Annotated in this window: 17 protein-coding genes and 1 pseudogene; 10 read left to right on the top strand and 8 right to left on the bottom strand. The window is 69.9% G+C overall.

Features of this window, described 5'->3' with window-relative positions:
* Positions 1 to 39 precede the first annotated feature (39 nt).
* Positions 40 to 285: a hypothetical protein gene (locus tag M878_RS97985; protein ID WP_037730277.1), complete on the top strand. Its 246-nt coding sequence runs from the start codon at positions 40 to 42 to the stop codon at positions 283 to 285.
* Between the two features lie 78 nt (positions 286 to 363).
* On the opposite strand, the gene M878_RS89845 is transcribed toward M878_RS97985, so the two are convergent.
* Complete coding sequence (locus M878_RS89845; protein WP_023553534.1) at positions 364 to 1,995, bottom strand: sigma-70 family RNA polymerase sigma factor; 1,632 nt, start codon at positions 1,993 to 1,995, stop codon at positions 364 to 366.
* Positions 1,996 to 2,566: 571 nt separating this feature from the next.
* On the opposite strand from M878_RS89845, the gene M878_RS89840 reads away from it, so the two are divergent.
* Genes M878_RS89840 through M878_RS89820 form a run of 5 tightly spaced genes read left to right on the top strand, consistent with a single transcriptional unit; the run spans position 2,567 to position 9,903 of the window.
* Positions 2,567 to 3,829 (top strand): phenylacetate--CoA ligase family protein, encoded by a 1,263-nt coding sequence (locus tag M878_RS89840; RefSeq protein WP_031227262.1) that lies wholly within the window; start codon positions 2,567 to 2,569, stop codon positions 3,827 to 3,829.
* A complete protein-coding gene (locus tag M878_RS89835; protein ID WP_031227261.1) occupies positions 3,826 to 5,097 on the top strand; it encodes an MFS transporter in 1,272 nt (423 codons plus the stop codon). Before M878_RS89840 ends, M878_RS89835 begins: the two co-directional genes overlap by 4 nt.
* The gene (locus M878_RS89830; protein ID WP_023553531.1) at positions 5,094 to 6,227 is read left to right on the top strand and encodes a GNAT family N-acetyltransferase; all 1,134 of its coding nucleotides are present in this window, start codon (positions 5,094 to 5,096) and stop codon (positions 6,225 to 6,227) included. The genes M878_RS89835 and M878_RS89830 overlap by 4 nt, the downstream gene beginning before the upstream one ends.
* Positions 6,224 to 7,390: a LuxE/PaaK family acyltransferase gene (locus M878_RS89825; RefSeq protein ID WP_023553530.1), complete on the top strand. Its 1,167-nt coding sequence runs from the start codon at positions 6,224 to 6,226 to the stop codon at positions 7,388 to 7,390. Before M878_RS89830 ends, M878_RS89825 begins: the two co-directional genes overlap by 4 nt.
* Positions 7,387 to 9,903, top strand: coding sequence for an acyl-CoA reductase (locus M878_RS89820; RefSeq protein WP_023553529.1), 2,517 nt, complete (start codon positions 7,387 to 7,389; stop codon positions 9,901 to 9,903). Before M878_RS89825 ends, M878_RS89820 begins: the two co-directional genes overlap by 4 nt.
* A 121-nt stretch (positions 9,904 to 10,024) precedes the next feature.
* On the opposite strand, the gene M878_RS97980 is transcribed toward M878_RS89820, so the two are convergent.
* Together M878_RS97980 and M878_RS89815 are read right to left on the bottom strand one after the other, a co-directional pair.
* Complete coding sequence (locus M878_RS97980) at positions 10,025 to 10,198, bottom strand: hypothetical protein (protein WP_023553528.1); 174 nt, start codon at positions 10,196 to 10,198, stop codon at positions 10,025 to 10,027.
* A gap of 83 nt (positions 10,199 to 10,281) precedes the next feature.
* Positions 10,282 to 10,758 carry a MerR family transcriptional regulator gene (locus tag M878_RS89815; RefSeq protein WP_023553527.1) on the bottom strand — a complete coding sequence of 159 codons (477 nt, stop codon included), beginning with the start codon at positions 10,756 to 10,758 and terminating at the stop codon, positions 10,282 to 10,284.
* A 24-nt stretch (positions 10,759 to 10,782) separates the two neighbouring features.
* On the opposite strand from M878_RS89815, the pseudogene M878_RS89810 reads away from it, so the two are divergent.
* Positions 10,783 to 11,246, top strand: a pseudogene (locus M878_RS89810) (MFS transporter); the annotation flags it as partial.
* Between the two features lie 276 nt (positions 11,247 to 11,522).
* Here M878_RS89810 and M878_RS89805 read toward each other — a convergent pair.
* From M878_RS89805 to M878_RS89790, 3 genes are all read right to left on the bottom strand, one after another.
* Complete coding sequence (locus tag M878_RS89805) at positions 11,523 to 12,806, bottom strand: phosphatase PAP2 family protein (RefSeq protein ID WP_023553525.1); 1,284 nt, start codon at positions 12,804 to 12,806, stop codon at positions 11,523 to 11,525.
* Between the two features lie 501 nt (positions 12,807 to 13,307).
* Positions 13,308 to 13,880: an aldo/keto reductase gene (locus M878_RS89795; protein ID WP_245238326.1), complete on the bottom strand. Its 573-nt coding sequence runs from the start codon at positions 13,878 to 13,880 to the stop codon at positions 13,308 to 13,310.
* A 713-nt stretch (positions 13,881 to 14,593) separates the two neighbouring features.
* A complete protein-coding gene (locus M878_RS89790) occupies positions 14,594 to 15,676 on the bottom strand; it encodes a S1 family peptidase (RefSeq protein ID WP_023553522.1) in 1,083 nt (360 codons plus the stop codon).
* A 568-nt stretch (positions 15,677 to 16,244) separates the two neighbouring features.
* Between M878_RS89790 and M878_RS50270 the strand changes: the two genes are divergently transcribed.
* From M878_RS50270 to M878_RS50265, 3 genes are all read left to right on the top strand, one after another.
* Positions 16,245 to 17,987, top strand: a complete 1,743-nt coding sequence (locus M878_RS50270; protein WP_245238325.1) for a purple acid phosphatase family protein — start codon at positions 16,245 to 16,247, stop codon at positions 17,985 to 17,987.
* A gap of 99 nt (positions 17,988 to 18,086) precedes the next feature.
* Positions 18,087 to 19,514: an alkaline phosphatase family protein gene (locus M878_RS89785; protein WP_023553520.1), complete on the top strand. Its 1,428-nt coding sequence runs from the start codon at positions 18,087 to 18,089 to the stop codon at positions 19,512 to 19,514.
* A gap of 606 nt (positions 19,515 to 20,120) precedes the next feature.
* Positions 20,121 to 23,231 (top strand): phosphocholine-specific phospholipase C, encoded by a 3,111-nt coding sequence (locus M878_RS50265; protein WP_158692857.1) that lies wholly within the window; start codon positions 20,121 to 20,123, stop codon positions 23,229 to 23,231.
* 57 nt (positions 23,232 to 23,288) lie between these two features.
* Here M878_RS50265 and M878_RS89780 read toward each other — a convergent pair whose 3' ends face one another.
* Both M878_RS89780 and M878_RS89775 read right to left on the bottom strand, forming a co-directional pair.
* On the bottom strand, positions 23,289 to 24,323 hold the full coding sequence (locus tag M878_RS89780; RefSeq protein ID WP_023553518.1) for a GNAT family N-acetyltransferase: 1,035 nt from the start codon (positions 24,321 to 24,323) through the stop codon (positions 23,289 to 23,291).
* A complete protein-coding gene (locus M878_RS89775) occupies positions 24,320 to 25,363 on the bottom strand; it encodes an MFS transporter (RefSeq protein ID WP_280923697.1) in 1,044 nt (347 codons plus the stop codon). Before M878_RS89775 ends, M878_RS89780 begins: the two co-directional genes overlap by 4 nt.
* Positions 25,364 to 25,493 lie beyond the last annotated feature (130 nt).

Here is a 25,493-nt window from a genome sequence, read left to right as displayed (position 1 = left end):
GTCGGGCGAAGGCAGCTCCACCACCGCCGGCAGAGGGCCATGGACGACACCGTCGAGGACCAGCGGAACTTCCTGCGGACCGGCCGGTCGGTCGCCCAGGCCGACGACGACCGCGTCCCCGTCTTCCGGATCCTCGCCGATCCGACCACCAGCCCGGTGCTCCGCGCGGCGGAGCAGGGCCCTCGACAACGGCACCCCGGACGCACTGTGGTACTTCCTGAAGCACGGCCGGTACGGGGTGAACGCCTGACGCGGGGTGCAGAACACCGCGGTCAGGCAGCCTGAGCCGGTCTCCGGCCGTGGCTGGTGGTGCGGCGAGAGCGAGGTGTGCGTACGCGCCACACAGGTTGCACGGCGGCTGCCTCACATCTTGGCGCCGAAGTCCTGCGTCCACCAGGGACCGCCGTCTCCCTTGTGCACGCCGACGCCGATGTCCTTGAAGGAGCAGTTGAGGATGTTCGCCCGGTGGCCGGGGCTGTTCATCCAGGACTCCATGACGGCTGCGGCGGTCTGCTGGCCCTGGGCAATGTTCTCGCCATATGTGGACCACTGGTATCCGGCGGCGGTGATGCGCTGCCCGGGATCCGCGCCGTCCGGGTTGGTGTGGTCGAAGAAGTGGCGTGCGGCCATGTCGTCGGAGTGGCCCTGGGCCGCCTTCTGCAGTTGCGGGTTCTCGGTGAGCGGGCCGCAGCCGGCGGCTGACCGTTCCTTGTTCACCAGCGCAACTACCTGGTCCGCGACGTTGGTCGGATCGGGTTGAGTCTGCGGTGGGTTTGAGGCGGCGGGAGTCCGGTGGGTGGATCGGGGGGCTGCAGGTGTGCGCTTTTCGGCAGGGCTCGCCGACTTGGTGGCGCTCGCCTTCTTCCGCTTCGTTGCGGACGGGGACGGAGTAAGCGAGGGCGACGGCGATCCGCCCTCGGCGCTGGGCGTGGAGAGGTCCACGACGGGTACGGCTGAACCTCGCCCGGCGTTCGCGCCGTCGGCGCCGGAGTCGGTACCGAAGTACCACAGACCGCCTCCCGCCACACAGGCCGCAACGACGGCGCCACCGACGGCCCGTCGGCGCATGCGCCGACGCCGACGGGACTGACTGCGCGAGCCGGTCCGGTCCCGTACGCCACGCCGTCCTGTGCCCGGGCCCGATCCCGCGCCACCCCCCGGTATGTAGAGTCGTGCCGCAGCGCCAGCCGGGGCAAGCTTTCCCGGACCAGAGGAAACCACGGCAAGCAGTGCGGGTGACGCCGCTATCAGTGCCAGACCGGCCAGCAGCCCCTCTGCGGGCATCAGTCCGCTCCACAACCCACTGCAGCGCGTGCAGCCGCGCGCGTGCCGGGCTATTCGCTTGCGCCACAGAGCCGAAGGCCTGCCGTCCCAGGAGGCCAGCACGATCCGGAGTTCCTCACACCGCGGGCGTGCGTCGAGCGCTCGTACCACCACGCGGGCCGCTTCCAACTGTGCCTTCATCCGCTGGACCCGGACCGCTGCGTGCTGAGGCGAGAGTTCCAGAGCCGCGGCGACCTCGGCCCGCGTGAGCTCGCCGGCGCACTCCAGCCACCACAGGGACAGCAGTTCCTGGTCGTCAGGCTCCAGCCAGCGTGTCGCCCGCGCCGTCTCCAGGCGCTGCCCCGTGAGCTGGAGCTGGACGACGGTCAGATCGACGAAGTCGGCACCCGGATCGGCCAGGTCCTCGGCCTCCTCCACTCCGCCCGGGGCGGAGAGACGATTCTGCCGGTACTCCCGGACCTGGTTCATCGCGATGGCCACCAGCCAGGAGCGGAAACGCTCGGGGGTGCGCAGTCCGCCCAGCCCGTCCAGGGCCCGCAGCATGGTCTCCTGCACCACGTCGTCGACATCCACCGAGCCGTTCAGCGCTCGGCCCACGATGTTGTAGACCAGGGTGAGGTACGCGTTGACCAAGGCGTCCTGTGCCTGTGTGTCGCCCTCTCGGGCGGCCGTGACCAGTGCCGCCGTCTCCATCGCGTCCTGCGTGCTCATACCCATGCTTCCTGTCCTCGAGACCGCACGATTGTGTCCGACACCTGGGAGACCTCGTGACGCGCCCCGGATAACACTTCTTCGGCAGGCAATCCCGGTCGGCCCGGGGGACCACTGCTCGGATGACGCACGACGCCGTCGCGGCCCAGCAGCCGAGCGCGGCGACAGGTCCCTGATTTTTCCCGTTCTTGGGATCAGACCGATGGAGCGGACGGAGTCAAGTTCAAGCCATGAAACGAAATCGCCGGGAACCGGCTTTCCATAAGTCTTCCTTGAGCCATCCTCAAAGAGCCATTATAGGGGACAAGTTGGATGTGATCACCGTCTCCGGACGTCCCGGGAACCGAGGTACCCCATAACCCGTCCGCGAGGTGTCAACCTTCCCTCCGTGGATGGCAAGTTGGCGCAAGAACGTTCCGAATGGTGAGATAAACTCGCCTCCGGGCGCCCGCTCGTCACGAGCGTCCGCCCTTTCACACATTCAGCGAACGAAGCCCACGTCAGTGGGCCCTTCCCGTCGCACTCTGCCGGCTTTCCCGTGTCGGCGGTCCACGCCTTCGAGCAGGAATTGATGCCCGTTCAACCAATTGCGGAACTCATACGTTTCGCCCGGCACAACTCGCCTTTCTACCGCGACCTTTACGCCGACCTCGGCCCTCGCGTGACGCGTCTCACGGATCTCCCGGTGGTGCCCCAGGCCGATTTCTGGCGGGCCAACGCGCCTCGCGACAACCGGCTGCTGACCGCCCCCCTGAACGAAGCGGTCGTATTCCGCAGCGGCGGAACCACGGGCTCGCCGAAGTTCTCCTACTACACCCGCACCGAATGGCGCGAATTCACCGCCGCGTTCGGCGCCGGACTCGTCCGCGCCGGGCTGCAGCCCGGTCACCGGGTGGCGGATCTCTTCTACGCGGGCGACCTGTACGCGAGCTTCAGCTTCGTGCTCGACGCCTTGCACCGCTCCCCGGTGGCCAACGTCCGCCTGCCCATCGGCGGCGCGACGCCCTGGGAATCCACCGCGGCGACTCTGGAGGAGTTCCAGGTCCAGGTCGTCGCGGGCACCCCGACCACACTGTGCTCGCTCGCCGAACGCCTGGCCGGCGCGAACCGGCCCCTGCCGGACGTGGAGCTGCTCTTCTTCGGCGGGGAATGCCTCTTCGGAGACCAACTCCCGTTGCTTCGGGACGCGTTCCCGAATGCCGAGCCGCGCTCCCTGGGCTATGCGAGCGTCGACGCGGGGCTCCTCGGCGAGGCCGTGCCCGGTGGTGATCCGCGCGTGCACCGCGTGTTCACACCGCACACGGTGGTCGAGATCCTCCGTGACGAGACCGACGAACCCGTCGATGGCAACGGCGTGCCGGGGCGGCTGGTCGTCACCGATCTCCGCAGACGGCTCATGCCGGTGCTTCGCTATCCGGCGGGCGACCGGGCCGAGTGGGTGGACCGGGACGCGGGTGTCTTCCGTATCCTCGGGCGCGCCGAGGAGGGCGTGCGGGTCGGCCCCGTCTCCCTCTACACCGAGGACGTCCATGACATCGTCACCGCCGCTGACACCCGGGGCGAGGTGACCGGTGTGCAGCTCGTGGTGCGGCGCCGGGACGGCCGGGACGGCCTGGTGCTGCGGCTCGCGGTCGCCGAACCGCGGAAGGTGCCTGCCGGGTTGGAGGAGTCCGTCGTGGCGGCGGTCCTCGCCGAGCGGCCCTTCTACGCAAGCGCGACCGTCGCCGGGCACGTGAACCCGCTCCGCGTCGAATGGGTGCGCCATCAGGATCTCGCGGTCAACTCCCGCTCGGGCAAGCTCATCCGGGTCGTCGACGAACGGCCGCACACGTGAGCGCGGCGCCTGCGCGCGCTCGGCGCCTGCCGCTTGTCCTGCGCAATCCGTCGTTCGGCAGGGTCTGGGCCGGTCAGCTCCTCACCCAGGCGGCGAGCCGTATGTTCCAGGTCGGCGCGGTCTGGTGGCTCGTCGGGTTCGCGGGCGGCGAGCACCGCGGGCTCGACTCGGGCCTGTTCCTCATGGTGAGCACCGTGCCCGCGGTGGCACTCGCCCCGGTGATCGCCCGCGTCGTCGCACGGCACGCGCACCGCACGGTGCTGGCGAGCGCGGCGGCTGTCGCGGGTGCGGTGGCCGTGACGGCCGCCGCCCTGGCCTGCGCCGGGGCTCTTCCCATGGCCGCCGCCTACGCGGTGGGGCTGGTGCTGGCCGGCTGTCAGGCGGTCTTCGATCCCTGTCTGACCACCTCGGTGCCGGAACTCGTCGAGGACGCCGATATCGAGTCGGCCACCGGCTTCGAACTGTCCACCCAGTCCGTCGCCGGACTGTCCGGGGGCCTGCTCGGTCCCCTCGTGGTAGACGCGGGCGCACTGGCCGGCGTGACCGCCGTCTGCGGCGCCGCGTACCTGCTCGCTGCCCTGCTGATCGGCTCCACGCGCTTTCCGCACCGTGAGGCCGGAGACGGCCCGGCCCCGGAGCGGCGCTCGCTGCGCCGGGTACTGGCCGGTCTGCCGTTCATCCGTCGCGTGCTGGTCTGCTTCGCCGCCGCCAACGTCTTCACCACCGCCGTCTACGTCGTCATGCCGCTGTACACCCGGGAGGTGCTGCACGCGACCGGGTCGACCGTCGCCTCACTGGAGACGGCCCTCGGTGCGGGCACCCTGGTAGGCACGTTCATCGGCGGGCGTCTGCCCGGCCGTCCGGTCACCGTCAGCAGTGTGTGCCTGATGGTGATGGCCGCGGCCTTCGGACTGCCAGGGCTGTTCCCCGGCCACGCGGTGGCGCTCGTCTCGATGGCCGTCATCGGCTGGAGCCTCGGTGTCATCGGCGTGCGTTTCGTAGCGCTGTGCCAGCGGATGGTGCCCGCTGACGACAAACCGGCCTTTTTCGCGGTCATGCAGGCACTGCTGGGTGCCACGTTCCCGGTGTCCTCGCTCGTCTTCGGCGCGCTGGGCGACCAGCTGACCGCCCGGACGCTGTGCCTGGCGCAGGGCGCGGGGCTCGTGCCGGTCGCGCTGACGCTGTGGTGGCTCGGCAGCCGCGCGCACGTCGCTGAGCAGCGCGGGCCGGACGCACCGGCGCCAGTACCCGCGGGAGAGGCCTCATGAACGCCGTCCTCTCCCCCGCTTCCGTCCAGGACATCGCCGAGCTGCGGCAGTTGTACTTCGAGGTGTACGGGCACGGCTACCCGGTGCCGCTCGGCAGCGACCCGGTGGTCATGCGCAAGCTGATCACCGACGGCACCGCCTACTGGCTCACCGCCCGCGCCCACGCGGGCGACCTGGTCGGTTCCGCGGTCGTCCTGACCGAACCGGGCAGCCGCATCGGCAAACTGGTCGGCCTCGCGGTGCACCCCGGCCATCGCGGCGGCGGTCTGGCCTCCCGGCTGACCGGGGCGGTCTGCGACGAGGCCTTCGCCACGGGCCTGCTGGACTCGGTGTATGCCACCGTCCGCCTGGTCACCGAAGGTCCGCAGCAGGTCGTCGTACGCAACGGATTCCGGCCGCTCGGCCTGCTCCCGAACGCCGTAGAGGTCGAAGGCTGCGAGACTCTCGCCCTGTTCGCCCGCTACGCCGACGGTGTGCTGGAGCGCCGCGCACCCGTGGCGAGCGTGCCCGAGCGGCTGTCGGCGCTGCTGTCCGCCGCTTCCCGCGGCGTCGGCATCGACTACACCCGCACTCGGCCTGCCCCCTGCCGCGGTGCGGCGGCCGCCACCGAGGCCGAACCGGTCGAGCTGATCGCGGCCCCGGCCTTCGTGCGGCGCCGCTTCCTGGAGTTGTTCCCCGCACCAGACGACCGCTTCTTCCCGCTGCACACGCCCAACGCGGTCCTGGTGGCCGCCGACGGCCGCTTCGAGGCGTACGCCGATCTCGACCCGGTGGCAGGCAGTTGCGCGCTGGTCGCGGTCCATCCACGTCCGTCCGCGGTGGCGGGAACCCTGGAGGCGATGATCGCGTCGGTCACGCGGGCCGGCGCCGACTATGTCGAAGCGCTGCTGCCGCTGGCCGACACCGAGGCGCTGGCGGTGTTCCTCGCCTCGGGATTCGTACCGAGCGCGGTCTACCCCGCGATGCGCCGCGTCCACGACCGGCTCCACGACTATGTCGTGCTCTCGCGCACCAGCCGTCAGATCGACTTCCGCACCACCGCGGTCAGCCCGCTGCTCCAGCCGTACCTCGCTGCCTACCTGAGTGCCTGGACCACCACCTACCTGCCCCTTCACGAGGTGTCCCGATGAAACCCCATCTCGCCCCCGTCGAGGTCCCCGACCCGGCGGCGCTCGGCCATGTGCAACGCCTGTGCGACCTGGCGGAGCCGTACGCCGACGGCCCCGACGCCGACGCGCTGTTCGCCTCCGCCATGGCGGAGGCCAACGCCTGGCACGCCCGCCGCTCCCCCTTCTTCGCGGCCCTGCTCGGGGAGCAGGCCGAAACACCCGCTCCCACGGTCGGCGACGGCGTGCGCACCCCGCTCGTGCCCGCCGCCTTCTTCAAGCGTCATGAGGTGCTCTCGATCCCGCGCGACGAGGTGTTCCTCCACCTGACCTCCTCGGGCACAACGGGCCAGAAGTCACAGATGTTCTTCGACGAGTGGACCATCCGCTCGGCGCAGCGCATGGTGGCCCGGATCTTCGACCACTACGGCTGGATCACTCCCGAGCAGCCGGTCAACTACCTGCTCTACAGCTACGAGCCTGCTCCGGCGCTGAGACTGGGCACGTCGTTCACCGACAACTATCTGTGCGACTTCGCCCCGGCCCGGCACACCACGCATGCCCTGCGGCACACCGGCACCGGCCACGAGTTCGACGTGAACGGCTGCATCGCGGCGATCCAGCGTTACGCCGAGGACGACGTACCGGTCCGCATCCTGGGATTCCCCGCGTTCTTGTACTTCACCCTGGAGCGGATGCGGGCGATGGGGCTGCCGCCGCTGCGGCTGCCCGAGGGATCGCTGGTGGTGCTCGGCGGCGGCTGGAAGGGTCACGCCGACCGGCAGATCGGCAAGGACGCCTTCTACGCCGAGGTCACCGACCGCCTCGGGATTCCCGCGGAGCGTGTCCGCGACACGTTCGGCTCCGTCGAGCACTGTGTGCCGTACGTGGAGTGCGCCCATCACCGGCTGCACGTGCCGGTGTGGTCGCGAGCGGCCGTCCGTGACACCGGGACGCTGCGTCCACTGCCGTACGGCGATCGTGGCTTCCTGCACCTGGTCAGCCCCTACATCACCTCGGTGCCCGCGCAGAGCGTGGTGATGGGCGACCTCGCGTCGCTGCACCCCGGCGAGGAGTGTCCCTGTGCGCTGTCGACGGACTGGTTCACCGTGCACGGCCGTGCCGGAGTGAGCCGCAACCGCAGCTGCGCGGTCGCCGCCGCCGAACTGATGAAGGGAATGTCGTGACCACCTCCGTAGACCACCCCGTACTCCACCTCTGGCAGGGCGAGTTCGTCGACGACGCCGAGGCCGGCCGGCGGCTCGCCGGTCTGCCCGAGCTGGCCGGGCAGGTCCTGGGCCGTCCCCTGCCCACCGACGTGGTACTCGGCGCCTGTGCCGCGGTCAGCCGTTCCCTGGCCGATCCCGCCTCCGCCCTGTACGGCCGGCTGGCCGGGCAGCTGCCCGCGGCCGAGGCCCCGGCCGTGCTGGCCGAGCTGGCGAGCGCACTGACCCGGGAGGCGCTGGAGCGTAAACTGCGGCGGGAGCTGGGCGGCCTGCGCCCGGAACGGCTGACCCGGCCGGACGCCCGCGAGACGGTGTACGAGGCCTGGGCGCCCGTCGGCCTGCTGGTGCACATCGCGCCGGGCAACGCCGCGGCCGTGGCACCGCTGAGCGTCGTGGAGGGACTGCTGGCGGGCAACCTCAACGTGCTGAAGACCAGCAGCTCCGACTCGGCCCTCGCCCTCGACGTGCTCGCCGCGCTCGGTGCGGCCGACCCGTCCGGGCTGATCGCCGAGCGCGTCGTCGCCCTGCGTTTCTCCTCCGCGCGCCGTGCGTGGCTGGAAGCGGTCTGCGGGCCGGCGGACGCGATCGCGGTGTGGGGCGGCGAGGACGCGGTGCGCGCGGCGGGCGAACTGGCCCAGCCCGGTTGTCGGTTGGTCGAGTGGGGTCACCGGATCTCCTTCGCCTACCTGACCCGGCGGGCCTCGTCCGAGGACGGGGTGCTCGACGCGCTCGCCGAAGATGTCTGCCGCTACGAACAGCAGGCGTGTTCCAGCCCACAGGTGGTGTATCTCGACACCGACGACACCGGGGAACTCTTCGCGTTCGCCGGCCGGTTCGCCGAACGGCTGGCGAAGGTGTCCGACGGACATCAGGCGCCCGCGCCGGATCCCGCCGAGCAGGCGGAGATCACCACCGTGCAGCAACTCGCCCGGCTCGAACAACACCTGGGCCTCACCCGTGTGTTCGCCGCCGAGGACGGCTCCTGGCGGGTACTGGCCGACACACGTGCCGCACTCGACGCCTCCCCGCTGCACCGCAGCGTCTGGGTCAAACCGCTCCCCCGGCACGCGGTCACCGCGACACTGCGGCCCATGCGCCGCTATCTGCAGACCGCTGCGATCGGCGGCACCCGCGCGGAAGTGGCCGAGCTCTCGCGCGCGGTGTTCGCCGCGGGCGTCACCCGCGTCACCCCGGTCGGCTCCATGCTGGACAGCTACGAGGGCGAACCGCACGACGGCGTCTACGCGTTGCAGCGCTACAGCCGCAGGGTGAGCGTGCGCGCCGGGGACGCGGACTTCCGTACGGTGCCCTGTCTGGACGACCTGGTGGCGCCACCGGTGCTGCCCCCCGCACCGGACGCGCCACTCCTGGGCAAGGAGGGCGTGCAGCGCGCGCTCGCCGCCTTGGAACCGCGCCACGCACACCTGCACTTCCGCAGCGGAGGCTCCACGGGCGCACCCGCGCTGTCGGTGTTCACCTGCGACGACTACGACAACCAGATGCGCGCCGCGGCGGACGGGCTGCTCGCGGCCGGCTTCGACCCGGCACGGGACCGGGCGGCCAACCTCTTCTACAGCGGCGGCATGTACGGGAGCTTCATCAGCTTCTTCTCCATCCTGGAACGCCTGAACGCCACCCAGTTCCCGATCGCCGCAGGCCCAGACCACGCCATGGTCGCCGAGGCGCTGATCGCCCACCGGGCCGACACCGTCTTCGGCATGCCGTCCTACCTGTGGCAGCTGCTGCACGCCGAGTCCGACCGGCTGCGCGCCTACGGCGGCATCCGCCAGGTGTTCTACGGCGGCGAGCACTTCACCACCGAACAACGCCGGGTGCTCACCGAGGTCTTCGGGGTGAAGGTGATCCGTTCCGCGGCCTACGGCAGCACCGACCTCGGCCCCCTCGGCTACCAGTGCGCGTCCTCCGACGGCTCGGTCCACCATGTGCTGACCGACCTGCACACACTGGAGATCCTGGATCCGCGGGAGGACCGGCCGGTGGCTTCGGGCCAACCGGGGCGGCTGGTGTTCACCTCCCGAGCCCGGGCCGGTCAGCGCCTGGAGCGCTACGAGATCGGTGATCTGGGACGTGCGGTGGAATGTACGTGTGCCTGCGGCAGCACCGTGCCGCGCCTGGAACTGCTCGGGCGCTACGGCGATGTGGTGCGCGTGGGCACGTACTTCATCAACTACCGGCGGATCGTACGGGCGTTGGAGGAGCGGCTCGCGTATCACGGTGAGGTGCAGCTGTCGGTGGCGCCCGGCACCGACCGGGAGCAGCTGACGGTCCGGCTCGACGAGCAGTACGCCCCCGACCCCGACCTCACACGCACCGCGGTCACCACCGACGTTCCGGAGGTGGCCTCAGCGGTGGAGGAGGGACTGCTGTCCCTTGCCGTGCAGAACGTACGGAGGGAGACCTTCGAGCGCACCCCCGTCAGCGGCAAGCTTCGCACGGTCGTCGACCTGCGCTGAGACGGCAGAACCTCGCCATCGAAGGTGCGGGCGAACGGAGTCGCTGTCGCAGCCGGCGCCTGCACCGGGGCCTTGGCCCTTTGGCCTGCGTCGCGATGTGCTCAGAGAGCGTCGTCGGGCCTCAGACGCGCAGGAAGGCCCGGATCTGCTGCGAGACGGACTCCTCGGTGAGCAGGGCGTTGCGAGCCAGGCGGCCCGCCGCGTGATTGTCGGCCCCGTTCAGGAGCACGCTGCTGTTCGGGTTGATGACCTCGTCGCAGTTCGACCACCGGGTACCACGACGTTGCCTGATCACCCGGCGAGCATTTCTGGTCACAGCGATCGGTGACGCGGGTCCAGCCCCGATCGAGGTCCGCGGCCTGCCGTCCTGCGCGCCGCTCAACGGGGGCTGACGGGTGCCCAGAGTTGGTCGGCCTCGCCCGCGGCCAGGCTTCCCCGGTAGACCTCGATCTTGTAGTCGATCATTGTCAGGTTCTCTTGGATCTCCGCGAGCCTGTTCAGGATGTCGGCACGGTGGGCTTCCAGGAGGGCGAGCCGTTCCGCCTCGTTGCCCGATCCTGCGGCGACCAGTTCGGCGTACTGGCGGATACCTCTGATGGGCATACCGGTGGCGCGCAGCTTGGTGCAGATGATGATCCACTTGAGGTCGAGTTCCCGGTACCGGCGACGGCCGCCGCTCGTACGGACGACCGGACTGATGACCAGGCCCGCGCGCTCGTAGTACCGAAGCGTGTGCACGCTCACCCCGGTACGGCGGGCCGCCTCCGCGATGGTCAGACCTTCTGCGGGCACAGCGCCGTGGCCCGCCTTCGGCTCGCCGGTGTCGGATGCCGGCTGCGATTTGATTTCGAGCACGCTCTAAATCCTAGCGTCGTGGCCATGAGTTCATCAGTGCTCTCTCCACTCGCGGCTGCCGAACTGAGCCCGCGTCGCAAGTCCCTGGTGCTCGCGATCTGTTGCATCAGCATCGTCGTGGTCGTCATGGACATTTCCATCGTCAACGTCGCGCTTCCCACCATGGGCCGTGACCTGCGCGCCTCGGAATCCAGCCTGCAGTGGACGGTCGACGCCTACACTCTGGTGCTGGCCGGTTCCTCGTGCTGGCCGGTTCCGCCGCCGACCGGATCGGCCGGCGGCGCGTCTTCCAGGCGGGGCTCGCGGCCTTCGGTCTCGGGTCGCTGCCGTGCGGCCTGACCCCAGGCATCGGCTGGCTGATCGCGGCGCGCGTCTTGCAAGCCGTCGGCGGGACCATGCTCAACCCAGTGGCCATGGCGATCGTCGCGAACACGTTCACGGGTGCCGCCGAACGGGCCCGGGCCATCGGGGTCTTCGCCTCGATGTCCGTGGTCTGCTGCTCGACCTGCTCGCCACCGACGATCGCGCCGGCGTCGAGGCGGCGATGGAGGAGTTCCTCCGGCTGTACTGCGGCTCGGACTGACGCAGTTTCCTACCAGCCAAGCCACCGAGGCCGGACGACGTACCACGAGTTCGGACCATGGTCGCTGTGGCAGACGCATGCCGCTCGGCGGGCGTCCTTGGACACTGTCGTCAACTGCGCCTCGTCCGAGGCACCTGTATTCCGTATCGCTTCGAACCCACCACAGGGATCCGACCATGACTCAAACGGGTTCGGGTTGCGGTTCCGGTTGCAGCACTGCCGCGGTCTGCGGTTCCCATCGCCTGGTGGTCCGTATGTAGCCGTGGATCACTGAGGTCATCGCCAGGATGAGAAGCGGTCCGAACACCCACGGATGTTCGGCCATCTCCGTCGGCAGATAACGGTACGACACCAAGAGCGCGAAAAAGACCGCTGTGCCGTGGGCGACCAATCGGGTTCCTGAGCGATCCCAGCCACGTGCGAGCGAACGCAGGGCAGCCTCGACCGTGAGCGCGAACACCATGCCGGCAACGAGATCGGCGCCGTAGTGGTAGCCGAATCCCAGCGTTGCGCCGAGTGTGGCTATCAGCCAGAAGGTGCCTGCGTAGCGCAGAATCCGCGGGCCCTTGCGGGAATGAATGAAAATCGCGGTGGCCCATGCCGTGTGGAGGCTGGGCATGCAGTTACGTGGGGTGATCTCGTCGAACGGCATCTGGTGCGGGGTATTGATCGGCGGCGGAGTGTCCGGCCACAGGTTCGCCGCCGCCCAGTGCCCGCCCTCGGCGCTGTAGGCGAAGACCGGTCCGACCACCGGGAAGACCATATAGACGGCCGGCCCGAGGAGGCCGATCACCAGAAAGGTGCGCACCAGATGGTGGCGCGGGAAACGCCGCTCGACCGCCACGTTCCGCAGCTGGTACGTCGCGACGACGACCGCGGCCACCGCAAGCTGAATGTAGACATAGTCGAGAATATGGGAGCCGATCGGACCGGTGGCCCTGACAATTCGTCCTGCCAGCCACGAAGGGTCGCCCAACACATGATCGACGGTTGCCACGTACTGGTCGAACACCGCCGGGCGGGTCTTCGACGTGATGAGCAGCCAGGTATCGCCGGTCTTGCGACCGGCCACCAGCAGCAGGGCCAGCCCGACGCCCTTCAGGAGCAGGACACGCTCCCGGCCCTTGCGGCGCGTGACAGCGATGACCGCATATCCCAGAACCACCCACAACGCGCCGTTGCCGAAGGGGTGGCCGTCGGTCACCTTGACGTCGGCCGCCCACCGCACCAGCAAGAAGACGACGTCGATGCCGATCGCGACGCCGGCCGCGATGAATCGTTGCCGCCAGGTGAGCACCACCATCAGCAACGCCATACCGGCGTACAACAGGAAACCCGACTTGGGAGGGAATACCACCTCTCGCGCCTGATTGGTGAGCGGCCCAGGCAGGCCGTACCCACGCGCAGCAATCTCCAGCACGATGAGGAACCCGAGGGCCACCACACCCGCCGTCACCCACAGCATCACCCGTGGTCGACGCCACGCGGCGAAGTCAATTCTGCACTTTATTCGCGAAAAAAACCGTGATGCTATAGGTATCAATTTGTTTGGCCGATTTTCTAGATGTATTAAACAGATCGCTGTACGTGTCGGACAGCTTCGTTTCCCGGTGCAGGACGGGCGATCAGGGCGCTCGCCGTGGGTGTTGGATCATGCTATCGGAACGGTCCTGGTGGATTTCGCCGATCGCGGGTGTGCGAAGGTCCGTCGGGCCTGGACCGATGTTTCAGCGTCCACGGCCGGACCCGGAACCGCCGTGGCCTCCTTCCTCAACCCCGCGATGCGTGTTCCGGCTGTAGAGAGGCCCTCCCGGGGGGATGCGTTCCATATGAACGCCTTGTTTTACCTGACAGTGCGGCTCTCGATCCTGTGCGGGGGACAGCGGCTCCGGGAGCCGACGAAGGCCGGGTGGAGACGGCGGACTCACGCCGACAGGGAGTTGTAGCCGGGGGCGATCAGGCTGCTCTACAGCAGCTCCAAGATCTCCCCCAGCTCTTCGGCGGCGGGAACCCACTCCCCAGCCGCCGCGTTGGCCCTCACCTGCTCCGGCTTCGTGGCCCCCGCGATCACCGAACTGCAGCCTGGAAGCGCGGCGAGGACACCGACCGCGATCTCCAGGAGGCTGCGACCGTTCTTCATGCCCCAGGCGACCAGTGCCTCTACGGTGTCAAGCCGCGCCTCCGTCACCTGGTACGCGCTCTCCGCGATGCGGGTCCCTGCCGGGATGACCTTGCCACGTCGCACCTTCCCGGTCAGCAAACCGTTCTCCAGCGGGAAATACGGCAGTACTCCGAGTCCGAAATGACGTGCAGCCGGGACGACTTCGTTCTCGCTGGCGCGGTCAAGTAGCGACCAGTGGTTCTGCGCGGATATGAACCGTTCGAACCCTGCGGAACGGGCGACGCACGCGGCTTCAGCGATCTGCCAGCCAGCGAAATTAGAATTCCCGGTATAGCGGACCTTGCCTTCCCGCACCAGCTCGGTCAGAGCGGCGAGCGTCTCCTCAATAGGAGTGTGCGGGTCGGGTGTATCCGGCATCCAGTGCGGCGCTTACCACCGTACGCGCCTGGTCGAGCCCGACAGATCGCCCCAGTTCATTGCATCCCAAGCCGACTGCGGAGACCTGTAACCCGGAAGTGCCCATTGAGAGATAGCGCATGGTTTTCCAGTTTACGGATACTTGAAGCGCATTCAAGAGGAGACCGGCTCGGAACCTCAACGCCGTTACGTCACTGACATCCCCATCAGACCGCCTCCGGCCGTGTCATCGCTGATCCCGGCTGGTGGGGCGTGCCGAGCGGAGGCCCCACGTCCGTTGCGATGGTGTGAACTGCCCCTCCGGCGCGCCCACGCCCTGACTACCTCCCGCAGCCGTAAGGAAGAGCGGGCGGAGACCGCTCCGGCCAGGCTGCCACATGGTGTCCGCCACAATGGATAAAAGAGGCGTGAGTGACGCGAGAGACGAGGGGGGTGCCGCCGCCGTCGGGCTCACCGACTCGTCGGCCGGGCTCGCCGTGTGGATCGTCGAGAAGCTCGGGCGTGGCCGTCGAGACCGAGCGCAGGGTGTCTTTGGTGTCTTTGGTGCTGGCTGGGATCGGGGCCGCGGTCGCCACCGGGTCGCCTCCCATGTCTTCGGGGACATCCTGAGCGCTGGCCTGTCGATCCCGCTCAAGGAGAATGCCTCAACCTGCCCCCGCGAAGGCTGGTTGAGGCATTCCGCAGTCAGTCACGGAAGGTACGAAGCGCCCCGGTTACGGAAGAGTCGCACCCTCCGCGCTCAGCGCCGCAGGCACCGGCTGGAAGAAGGTCTCGCCGCCCGAGCTGCAGTCGCCGCTGCCGCCCGAGGTGAGGCCGATGGCCGCGTCGCCGTCGAAGAGCGCGCCGCCGCTGTCGCCGGGCTCGGCGCACACGTTGGTGTCGATGAGCCCAGAGACCGAGCCCTCCTCATAGTTCACGGTCGCGTCGAGGCCGGTGACCGACCCGCCGTGGACACCGGAGGTGCTACCGCTGCGCTGGACCGATTCGCCCACGTAGGCGTCGGCGGCGTGGGTGATCTGCTGACTGCCGCCGTCGTAGAGGTCTACGACGCTGGCGTGGTCGCTGTTCGCGTCGTCGTACTGGACCAGGGCGTAGTCGGTGCCGGGGAAATGGGAGTCGACGGTCTGGCCGACCTCGCCGCCGCCCTGCGAGTCGGACCACGCCGAGGAGGCGTTGCCGCAGTGCCCGGCGGTCAGGAAGTACGGCGCGCCGTTCACCGTCACGTTGAACCCGAGGGAGCAGCGCACACCGCTGCCCCAGATGGCGTCGCCGCCCGCGATGAGCGGCTTGAACGCGGAAGCGGCCCGACGCACGACGACCTTGTCGCCGAGCGAGTGGACCACGGTGTTCAGTTGGGCGCGCTTGGCTCCGGTGACCGTCGGGTCGACGGTCACGACCACCTTGTCCTGGCGGGGGTCGATCGCCCAGGCAGTGCCCGCGATCCGGGCCCGCTGGGTCAACGTGCCGAGTGCGCCACGGAGTTGGGTGGTGGAGTAGCGCACGGTTCTGGGGACGGCACCGGTGTTGCGGACCTGGCCGGCCGCGGACGGGTCAGTGATGTTGACGATGATCTGGCGGGCCACGGCGTCGTAGTAGGAACCGGCGGCGCGGTCGCCCAGGCGGGCGACGAGGGACGCGGCGGACGCGGCACGGGCCGCGGCCGGGGTGGCTGCGGCGGAACCGGTGGCGGCCGTGGCCGAGCCCGCGCCGGGGAGCAGTGCGGCGCCGGCGGTGAGGACCACGACGCTCGCTCCGGTGAGCGCGCGGGTGGTGAGAGCTGTTCGGCGTTGCGCCATAGGAGGCCTCCTGTGGGGGTTGCCCCGCTCACTCGACGAGCCGGGCCGGAGGGATGAGGGGATGAAAGGCATGGGGCGGGGGGCCACAAAGGTCCGACGTGACCATGCCAAGCGCGACGAGTATGGCGACGCTCGCCCGCCACAACAAGGAAGCAATCCGGCCGAGCGTGCGGCACGACGGGCGGCGCCGGGTCGTAGCCATCTGAGCACGCCGGGCCCGTGTACCGGCGCCGGGTGTCACGTACGGTGCGCGCCATCGGGTCCGATGTCCACGCTCGGTTCACTCACGGCTGGCCGGTACGCAACCATTCCGTCCGGAATCTGAAAAAGCCGTCCCTTATTTGGACCAGACTTGGCTCGCCGATGACCTGATACGTCCTCACCGTCAATTCCCCTCGGATGTACGCAAGTTCCGCCGCCCTGAGCTTCACCGCCGATGTCGCGCTTGACGTTTCGTTCACCGGGATCTCACCGTGCCGTTCACGGCTCCCGACAAGAATCGGCGGTCATGAACACTCCTGACTCTGTTGTCCGTTCAGGTCCCAGCAGACGAGCTCTGCTGGCGGGTGTGCCGGGGGCAGGGCTGGCCGGTGCGGTGGGACTGGCCGGTGCGACGCCCGCCGCGGCGAGCCCGGTGCTGTGGGAGAAGCCGGGTGCGCTGGGGGCACCGCGGGTCGCGGGGCTGCATCTTCAGTTCGGATCCGACGCCTCCCGTGAGGTCGTGGTCTCCTGGCACACCATCGCGTCCGTGTCCCGGCCGCGCGTGCTGCTCGGCACCCCGGCCGGCGGCCTCGGCCGTACCGTCGCCGCGCAGACCACGACGTACCGAGACGCCAAGTCGGGCACCGAGGTACAGGTGCACCACGCCCGGGTGCGCGGCCTCAGGCCGGACACCGACTACGTCTACGCCGCCGTGCACGAGGGCGCGCAGGCCGAGTTCGGCACCATACGCACCGCCCCGCGCGGCCGGTCGGCGTTCACCTTCACCAGCTTCGGCGACCAGGGCACACCGACCCTCGGCAAGAAGAACGACAGCGGTATCTACGTCAACGACAATCTCGGCTCCCCTGCCGCCGGTGACACCACCGCCGGCGTCGAGCGGATCGCTCCGCTGTTCCACCTGGTCAACGGGGACCTCTGCTATGCCAACCTGTCCACGGACCGGGTGCGCACCTGGTCCGACTGGTTCGAGAACAACTCCCGTTCGGCCCGCCACCGCCCCTGGATGCCGGCCGCCGGCAACCACGAGAACGAACTCGGCAACGGCCCCATCGGCTACGGCGCCTACCAGACCTACTTCAGCCTGCCCGACGCAGGAGCCGATACCGAACTGCACGGCCTGTGGTACGCGTTCACCGCGGGTTCAGTACGCGTGATCAGCCTCAACAACGACGACGTCGCCTTCCAGGACGGCGGCAACTCCTACGTCCACGGTTACTCCGGCGGCGCCCAGAAGCGGTGGCTGGAAGCCGAGCTCGCCGCCTCGCGCGCGAACCCCGGCATCGACTGGGTCGTCGCGTGCATGCACCAGGTGGTGATCTCGACCGCCGACAAGTTCAACGGCGCCGACCTCGGCATCCGCGAGGAGTGGGTGCCGCTGTTCGACCGCTACGGCGTCGACCTGGTCGTCTGCGGCCACGAGCACCATTACGAGCGCTCGCACCCCATCCGAGGCCAGCAGTCCAACGACACCCGCACGCCGATCCCGGCCGCCACCGACACGCAGACCGTCGACACCACCAAGGGCACCGTGCACATGGTGATCGGCGGGGGCGGCACCTCGGCCCCCTCCAACCAGCTCCTCTTCCCCACCCCGCAGTGCCGGGTGATCACCAAGGTGGGCCCGGCGGACCCCGCGACCGGCAAACGCCCGCCCGTCTACGTCCTCGAGGACGCCCCCTGGTCGGCGGTACGCGACGCCGAGCACTCCTACGGCTTCGCGGCGTTCGAGGTCGACCCTGGCCGTCCTGGCGGCACGACCTCGATCCACATCACCTTTTACACGGTGACCGGGCCCTACGGCGACCTCGTCCCCGTCGACCGCTTCACCCTCACCCGCCCACGCGGCAACCACTGGCGGCAGCTCGCCTCAGTACAGGGGTACGGCGCGAGTTCGCGGCCCTGCGCGAAGGCTCCTCCGCTCGCTTGCGAGCAGGGGCACGGTTGTGCCCCGTACGTCGTCGGCCGAATCCATGTAGCAGCCACCGTTTCTCAACGCACGGCAACATCGGTGCAACGCATGGGCGTTGAATATCACAGCTTGGCCAAGCCCTTCCCGCGCGTTGGTGACATGTTCACACTGCTTGCCTGATGCGCCCCGTCGGCACGAGCGAAGGATTGCTGGTGGCCCACGTTTCCACCGGGCCGGCCGTCACTCCGGAGCGCTTGTCCCGCTCGAGAAAGGGCCATCATGGCTGAGTTGACACGCCGTAGACTGCTGGGTTCGGCCGCGGGCGCGCTGGGCGCCACCGCGGCGCTCTCCCTCCTCCCGCCGAGCATCCAGAAGGCCGTCGCCGCCGGGCCGCCCCCGCGCGGAACGCTGAGCGACATCGAGCACGTGGTCATGCTGATGCAGGAGAACCGGTCGTTCGACCACTACTTCGGCACCCTGTCGGGTGTCCGGGGCTTCAGCGACCCGGACGCCCTCAGGCTCGGCAACGGGCGTTCGGTCTTCTACCAGCCCGATGCCAAGAACCCGAAGGGCTATCTGCTGCCCTTCCACCTCGACACGCACAAGTCGAGCGCACAGGCCATCCCGTCCACCAGCCACGCCTGGTCCGTGCAGCACCAGGCCTGGAACGGCGGCAAGATGGACCAGTGGCTGCCCGCCCACCGCAAGGCCGACGGCGTCAACGGCCCCTATGTGATGGGCTACTACACGCGCGAGGACATCCCGTTCCAGTTCGCGCTCGCCGAGGCCTTCACCATCTGCGACAACTACTACTGCTCGGTGTTCGGACCGACGTGGCCCAATCGCCTGATGTGGATGACCGGCACGATCGACCCCACCGGCACCCACGGCGGGCCGATCATCAGCAACGTCGCGCCCACGCCGTACCGCTGGACGACATACGCGGAACGACTCCAGGCGGCGGGCATCAGCTGGAAGGTGTACCAGCAGGACGACGACTACGGCTGCAACCTGCTGGAGCAGTTCGCCACCTTCAGGAATGCGCGGCCCGGCTCGGAGCTGTACGAGCGAGGCGTGCGCCCGCAACCCGAGGGCACCTTCGAGGACGACGCCCGCAACGACCGTCTCCCGGCCGTGAGCTGGATCATTCCGACGGGCTATCAGTCGGAGCACCCCGACTATCTCCCCGCGGCCGGTGCAGACTTCGTCGCCTCGAAGATCGAGGCGATCGCGTCCAACCCCACGGTGTGGCAGAAGACCGCCTTCATCCTCAACTACGACGAGAACGACGGCCTGTTCGACCATGTGGCTCCGCCCACCCCGCCCGCGGGCACGCCGGACGAGTACGTCCAGGGTCTGCCGATCGGTGGCGGCTTCCGTGTCCCGGCCATCATCATCTCGCCCTGGACCGTGGGAGGCTGGGTCGCCTCGGAAGCCTTCGACCACACCTCGGCCCTGCAGTTCCTGGAGCGGTTCACGGGGGTGGCGGAGCCGAACATCAGCGACTGGCGACGCGCCACCTTCGGTGACCTCACGACCGCCTTCCGCTTCAGCGACGCCCGTCCGAGCTCGCCCCGGCTTCCCGACGACACCGCGGAGCAGCTGGAGAAGGCGGAGGAGGAGGTGGCGACTCTGCCGAAGCCGACGCTGCCGGGCGCGGACCAGACCTTCCCGCAGCAGGAAAGCGGCCGCCGCCCGCACGTGTGACACGCCGGGCCCGCGCGCCCTGCCCCTGGGCTCTCGCCGGCGACGCGGGGTTCCAGGGGCGGGGTGAGCCAGCGCACCACGTCCAGGTCGCGCGCGGTGAAGTAGGCGGACGCCTCGGGGTGGAACTCGAACATGTTCGCGGCGTGCTCTCCGGCGATGCTCACGGTGCGGCCGCCTCCGCCTTGGCGTCGAAGTGCGGCACCGCGTAAGCGCGGTGCACGGCGGCTCCGTCGCCCGGGATCCGTCTTTCGGATCAGCGGGCGGACCAGATGAACAGGGCGCCGCTCCCGGATCCGGCTCGGCGGAGCGCCTCCGCCTGCTCGGCACGATCAGTTCGTCCTTCCGCGCGCAGCCGGCGGCCTCCACCAACTGCCCCCACCTGCCGACTCCGTGCCGTCCCGCCCCGGGCCGGCTTCAGCTCATCGCGCCCGTGCCACCATCACGTCGGCTTCCGGTCATCCCCGCTTCGCCCGGCACGCCTTTTCGGATCGCCCACGTCACGCGAATATTACGGGTCTAGCCCAAATGAGCCCCCGGGAGCGGAGCCGTAAGTCGCCGCGGGAGCCGTCGGCACCTTCCTCGACGCGAGAAGTGGGACATCGACCTATGAATGCGAGACCGGAAGTCTCCCGCCGTACCCTGCTCGGCAGCGCCATGGCCGCCGGTGTGCTGGCCTCTCTGCCGCTGAGCCTGCGCACCGCCCTGACCGCGCCGGTTCGGCCCGGCACACTCGACGACATCGAACACGTCGTGATCTTCATGCAGGAGAACCGGGCCTTCGACCACTACTTCGGCACCATGCAGGGCGTCCGCGGCTTCGGCGACCGCACCGCGGTGCGCGGTGTCAACGGCAAGCCGGTCTTCTACCAGCCCGACCCCACCCGCCCCGAGGGCTGGCTCGCGCCGTTCCCGATGAACGCCGCGCACACCAACGCCTACCAGCAGGGCGCCCCCGCCTTCGGCTTCGGCGACTCCCTCAACGCCCGCGACGAGGGCCGGGCCGACGGCTATGTCACCCGGCGCGGCAGCGGCTGGCTGGGCCAGGGCTACTACGAGCCCGCCGACATGCCGTTCTACAACGCGCTCGCCTCGGTCTTCACCATCTGCGACAGCTACTACTGCTCCATGGAGACCTCCACCAACCCGAACCGCGAGCACTTCATGTCGGGTACCAGCGGCGGTACGGTGCGCGAGCAGGTGGTCGTCGACAACTCCGAGCCGGGCTTCGAGTGGACGACGTACGCCGAGCGGCTGCAGACGGCGGGGATCAGCTGGAAGACGTACCAGGCACAGGAGAACTTCGACGACAACGCGCTCGCCTGGTTCACCACCTTCCGCAACGCCAGGCCGGGCGAGCCGCTGTACGAGCGTGGCATGAAGCGCGTCGGCAACGTAGTGGACGCGAACAACCCGTGGAAGATGGGCGACGCGCTCGTCGAGGCCTTCGCGGCCGACGTCGCCGCGGACGCGCTGCCCCGGGTGTCCTGGATCGTGGCGCCCGCGGCCCTGTCCGAGCACGCCGACTACGCCCCGCCGGACGGCGAGAACCTCACTGCACGGCTGCTGTCGGCGCTGGCCGACAACCCGGAGGTGTTCGCGAAGACCGCGTTCCTCCTCAACTACGACGAGCACGGCGGCTTCTTCGACCACCTGGTCTCCCCCCAGCCTCCGGTCTCCCCGCAGCGCGGCCGGTCCACGGTCTCCACCGACGGCGAGGTCGTGGTCCGCGTCGCCAAGGGCTCCACCACGTACTACCGACCCGTCAACCAGCAGGGCCAGTACCTGACCAAGGGCGCAGACGGCTCCCTGACCTGGTCGGACACCCTGCCCGCGGGCGAGACGCAGACCGCGGGGCCGTTCCCGTTGGGGCTGGGCATGCGGGTACCGATGATCGTGGTCTCGCCGTGGACCCGGGGTGGCGCGGTCTGCTCGACGGTGTACGACCACACCTCCGTACTGCAGTTCCTGGAGAAGCGGTTCGGTGTCCACGAGCCCAACATCAGCGCCTGGCGCCGGGAGATCACCGGTGACTTGACGGAGGTCTTCGACTTCAGCGGCCGCAACCCCGACTGGCCTGCGCTGCCCGACACCTCGGGCAACCGGCAGAAGGTCATGGACTCCGGCCGCCGCCCCGCGCCGACCGTGCCCGAACCGCAGGTGTTCCCTGCGCAGCAGCGCGGCACCCGTACCTCACGGCCGGTGCCGTACCACCTGGCCCTCCTCCCCCGGCTGCAGCGCGGTGCACTCACCGTGGACTTCGCCAACCATGGCCGGCAGGGCGCCGTCTTCCAGGTGTACGCCGAGCCCGGCACCGCGCCGAAGCACTACACCCTGTCCGCCGGGACGACGCTGTCCGACACCTGGAGCATCGGCGACTGCGGCTACGACCTTCGCGTGCACGGGCCCGACGGGCAGCTGTGGCATCTGCGCGGGGACGCGGGGGGCGATGCCGAGGCCGTCGTGGACCTGTCGGCCGACGCCCAGCAGGCCGAGTTGCGGCTGACCAACCGGTCCCGGCAGGCACGTACGTTCCTGGTCGGCGACCTGGCCTATGGCGGCGGCACCCGCGAGGTGCGGGTGGGCGGCGGCGCGGAGCAGAGTGTGCAGGTTCCGCTGGCCCGCGAGGGCTGGTACGACCTCGCGGTCGGGATCGCGGGCGAGCCGTTCTTCCGGCGCCGCTGGGCCGGACGTGTCCCGTCCCCGCTGCAGGGCGTGACCGATCCGGCGATGGGTCTGCCCGACGCCCTCGACATCACCGTCACCCTCGCCGCCGCCTCCGCCACGATCGACGAGGCGGTCCTCATCCCCGGGCGCACCGGCAGGATCAGCGTCAAGCTGAGCGCGCGCGAGAAGGTCACCGCCCTGGAGGTGGCCCCCGTCGTCCCGCCGGGCTGGCAGGTGCGCACCGTGACCGCGCCGCCCTCGTCACTGCCCGCCGGCGCCGCGGCGACGGCCGTCTACGACATCGACGTCCCCGGCGATGTCACCGGTGCCGGGCACCGGGTGCTCGTCACCGCGCGGGGCCGGGCCGGAGAGCGGTATGTGCTGGCCGACGGCGAGATCAGTGCCCGTACCGCCGTGTCCGTCGCGGGTCATCTGCTCGGCGAGGACTTCGAATCGGTCGCCGGCACCCTGCAGACGTCGGGCGGTGTCCTCGGCTGGACGGCGACCGCCCCGTCCGGCTGGAAGGTCGTCAACGCCGCCGCCATGCCGCAGGGCACCCCGCGTCTGCAGGGCTGGACCTTCCACACCAAGCGGCTGTGGCAGACCGGCGGGCAGGACCGCGCCGACTTCAGCCGCGCGCTGGGCGTCATCGCCGTCGCAGACCCGGACGACTGGGACGACACCGGCTCTCCGTCCAGCAAGGGCCGCTTCGACTCCTCGCTCGTCTCCCCGGCGGTCAAGCTGCCCGACGGCGCCACCAGGCTGTATGTGACCTTCGACTCCCACTACCGCCAGGAGGCACCACAGGAGGCGGAACTGACCGCCGCCTTCGACGACGGAACCACCGTACGACTGCTCCACTACTCGTCGGCCACCACGGGCAACGACAACCTCGGCAAGGACGCGGAGAACACTTACGTCGCCCGCGACACGGCCGTCCCCGCCGGCGCCCGCTCGGTCACCCTGACCTGGCGTGTCTTCAACGCCGGCAACAACTGGTACTGGGCCGTCGACCACATCCGCACCGACGTGGCCCCGCTGCCGCGGTACTGACACGCGCGCGCCGCCACGGCGGGAGGCGCGCGGGCGCCTCACCGCCGCAACTCCCCTTCAGAGGCGCCCTGGGCGAACCGTCCTCCCGGCCCCTCCGATCGCCCAGAGCGGTGAAGTGACGGCTCCCCGGAGGGTCTTGGCGCGGAGGGACTCCATGCCGAGGTGGAGGGCGGTGGCGCCGTGAGCGTAGGCGTCCTCGATGGGGAGGTAGTAGACGAGGTTGAAGTACTCGTGCGCGCCCCGCAGTCGGGCGTAGTCGTAACCGGTGGCGCGGAGCCAGACGGTGTCGGCGTGGCGGTAGAAGAGGCTGAAGGCGACCATACGGCCTTCGGCGTACGCGGCGAGGACGACCCCGCTGTCGGCCATGCCCTCGGCCTGGTCGCGCAGTAGGCGGGCCATGAAGGCGGGGTCGGCCGGGTGGCCGTGGCGTTCCTGGAGCTGGGCGAGCAGCGCGCCGGCGGGGTCGGCGCACTCGGAGAGTCGCAGGGTGCGCAGCTCGTATCCGGCTTCGGCGAAGGCTCGGCGCTCGCGGCGGATGGCCACGCGCCGCTTGGAGGGCAGGTCGGCGAGATAGTCGCCGAACGTGCTGCCGGGCAGCGGGATACGGGCGTCCTCGCCCAGCTGCACGGATTTGGTGCCACAGGCGTCGGCGAGTTCGGCGGCCGCCGTGTCGGCGACGTACAACCACCATGGCTGCGCCTCGTGGACGGCAGCGAGCGAACTGGCGGCCTTCACAAGCTGGTTCAGGGCTTCGCGTCGTCGGTCGGGGGTGAGGCGGGGGTGCAGGAGAGGGGCGTTGAGGTAGCCGCGGCGGGCTCCCGCGAGCAGGGTCCTGACCGGTGTGCGGTCGGGGATCAGGTCGTGTACGCGGTAGAGGGCGTTGGGTTCGCTGTCGACCACGTACAGCGGTGCGGCGGCGATGAGTCGGCTGTCGGCGTGGACCAGGGCGTAGCGGACCTGGGCGGTGGGGTCGTGCTGCTGGGCGGCGAGCCACTGGTGGGAGAGGTAGAGGCCCGCCGGGGCGGCGAGGGCGTCCCACTCGGCGGCGGGGACGTTCCCGATGTCCTGGACAAGGGTGAGGGTGAGGATCACGGCAGGGCTTCCTCCTGGTCGCGTGGGGCGAGGGCGTGGGCTGCGGGCACGGCGAGCACGCTGAGGGAGGCGAGGAGCAGCCAGGGCAGGACGGGTTGCCGGCTCAGGAGCGTGGTGAGGACGACGGGAGCGGCGGCGCCACCGATGGACCAGGACAGCTGGAAGGCGGCTTGGTGGCGGCCGTTGGCCTCGGCGGGGGCCAGGGCGACCGAGAGTTCGTTGAGCGCGGGAGAGCTGAGGATCTCGGACAGGGTGAACAGGACCGTCGCCGCCACCAGGACGGCGGTCACGGCCCAGCCGGGGGCGCCCTGCCAGGCGAGGGGCGCGGCGAAGAGGGCGAAGGAACCGGCGCCCACGAGGAATCCGCCGGCGATCGCGCGGTGCGGGCGGTGTCGTGCCGAGCGGCGGGTGATGGCCGGCGTGAGGACGGCGACGGCGCCGGTGTTGATGACCAGGAGCGTGCCGGGGATCCACTCGCCCGCGTGCAGGGTGCCGGTGATGTACACGGCCAGCAGGACCGGCGGGACCATCTGCGCGAGGACGAAGGCCAGGTTGGCCGCGACGAGCAGAAGGTAACGGCCGTCCCGGAGGACCGCCTGCCGGCTGCCCCGCGAGGCCGGCCCGGCGCTGTTCTCCACTGGTCCGGTGGCGTCCGGCGCGGCCGGGCTTCTTGCGGGCTTCCACGTGAGGAACAGGAGCGCCGCGCACAGGAACGTGCCCGCGTTCGCGGCGATGAGGACGTACAGGCTGTCCGGGCCGAACAGCGCCAGCGTGACGGCGGAGACCGCCGCTCCGGCACCGATGCCGAGGTTGCGCAGCGAGGAGATGAACCCGAACCAGAGGCGCTCCTCGCCGGGCACACAGGCGAACGGCACCAGGTTGCGGGCGGCCGTCCAGTACAGGTTGATGCCGGCCTGTACGACGAGGTAGGCGAGGCTGATCTGCCACGCGGAGCGGACGACGAGGAACGCCGCGAACCCGGCGGCGGAGACGAGGTTGGCGAGCGCTACGACTGCTTTCGGGCCGAAGCGGTCCAGCAGGTGTCCGCCGAGTGCGGGGCGGGCAGCGCGAGGAGGTTCCCCAGGGTGAGCGCCGCGCCGATCTCCGCGAGGGAGAGGTGAGTGGCGTGGGCGAGGTAGACGACCGTGAAGGCGAAGACGAGCCCGGTGC

It is taken from the genome of Streptomyces roseochromogenus subsp. oscitans DS 12.976, from assembly GCF_000497445.1.
Lineage (GTDB): Bacteria > Actinomycetota > Actinomycetes > Streptomycetales > Streptomycetaceae > Streptomyces > Streptomyces oscitans.
This window is presented reverse-complemented; position numbering and strand designations above follow the sequence as displayed.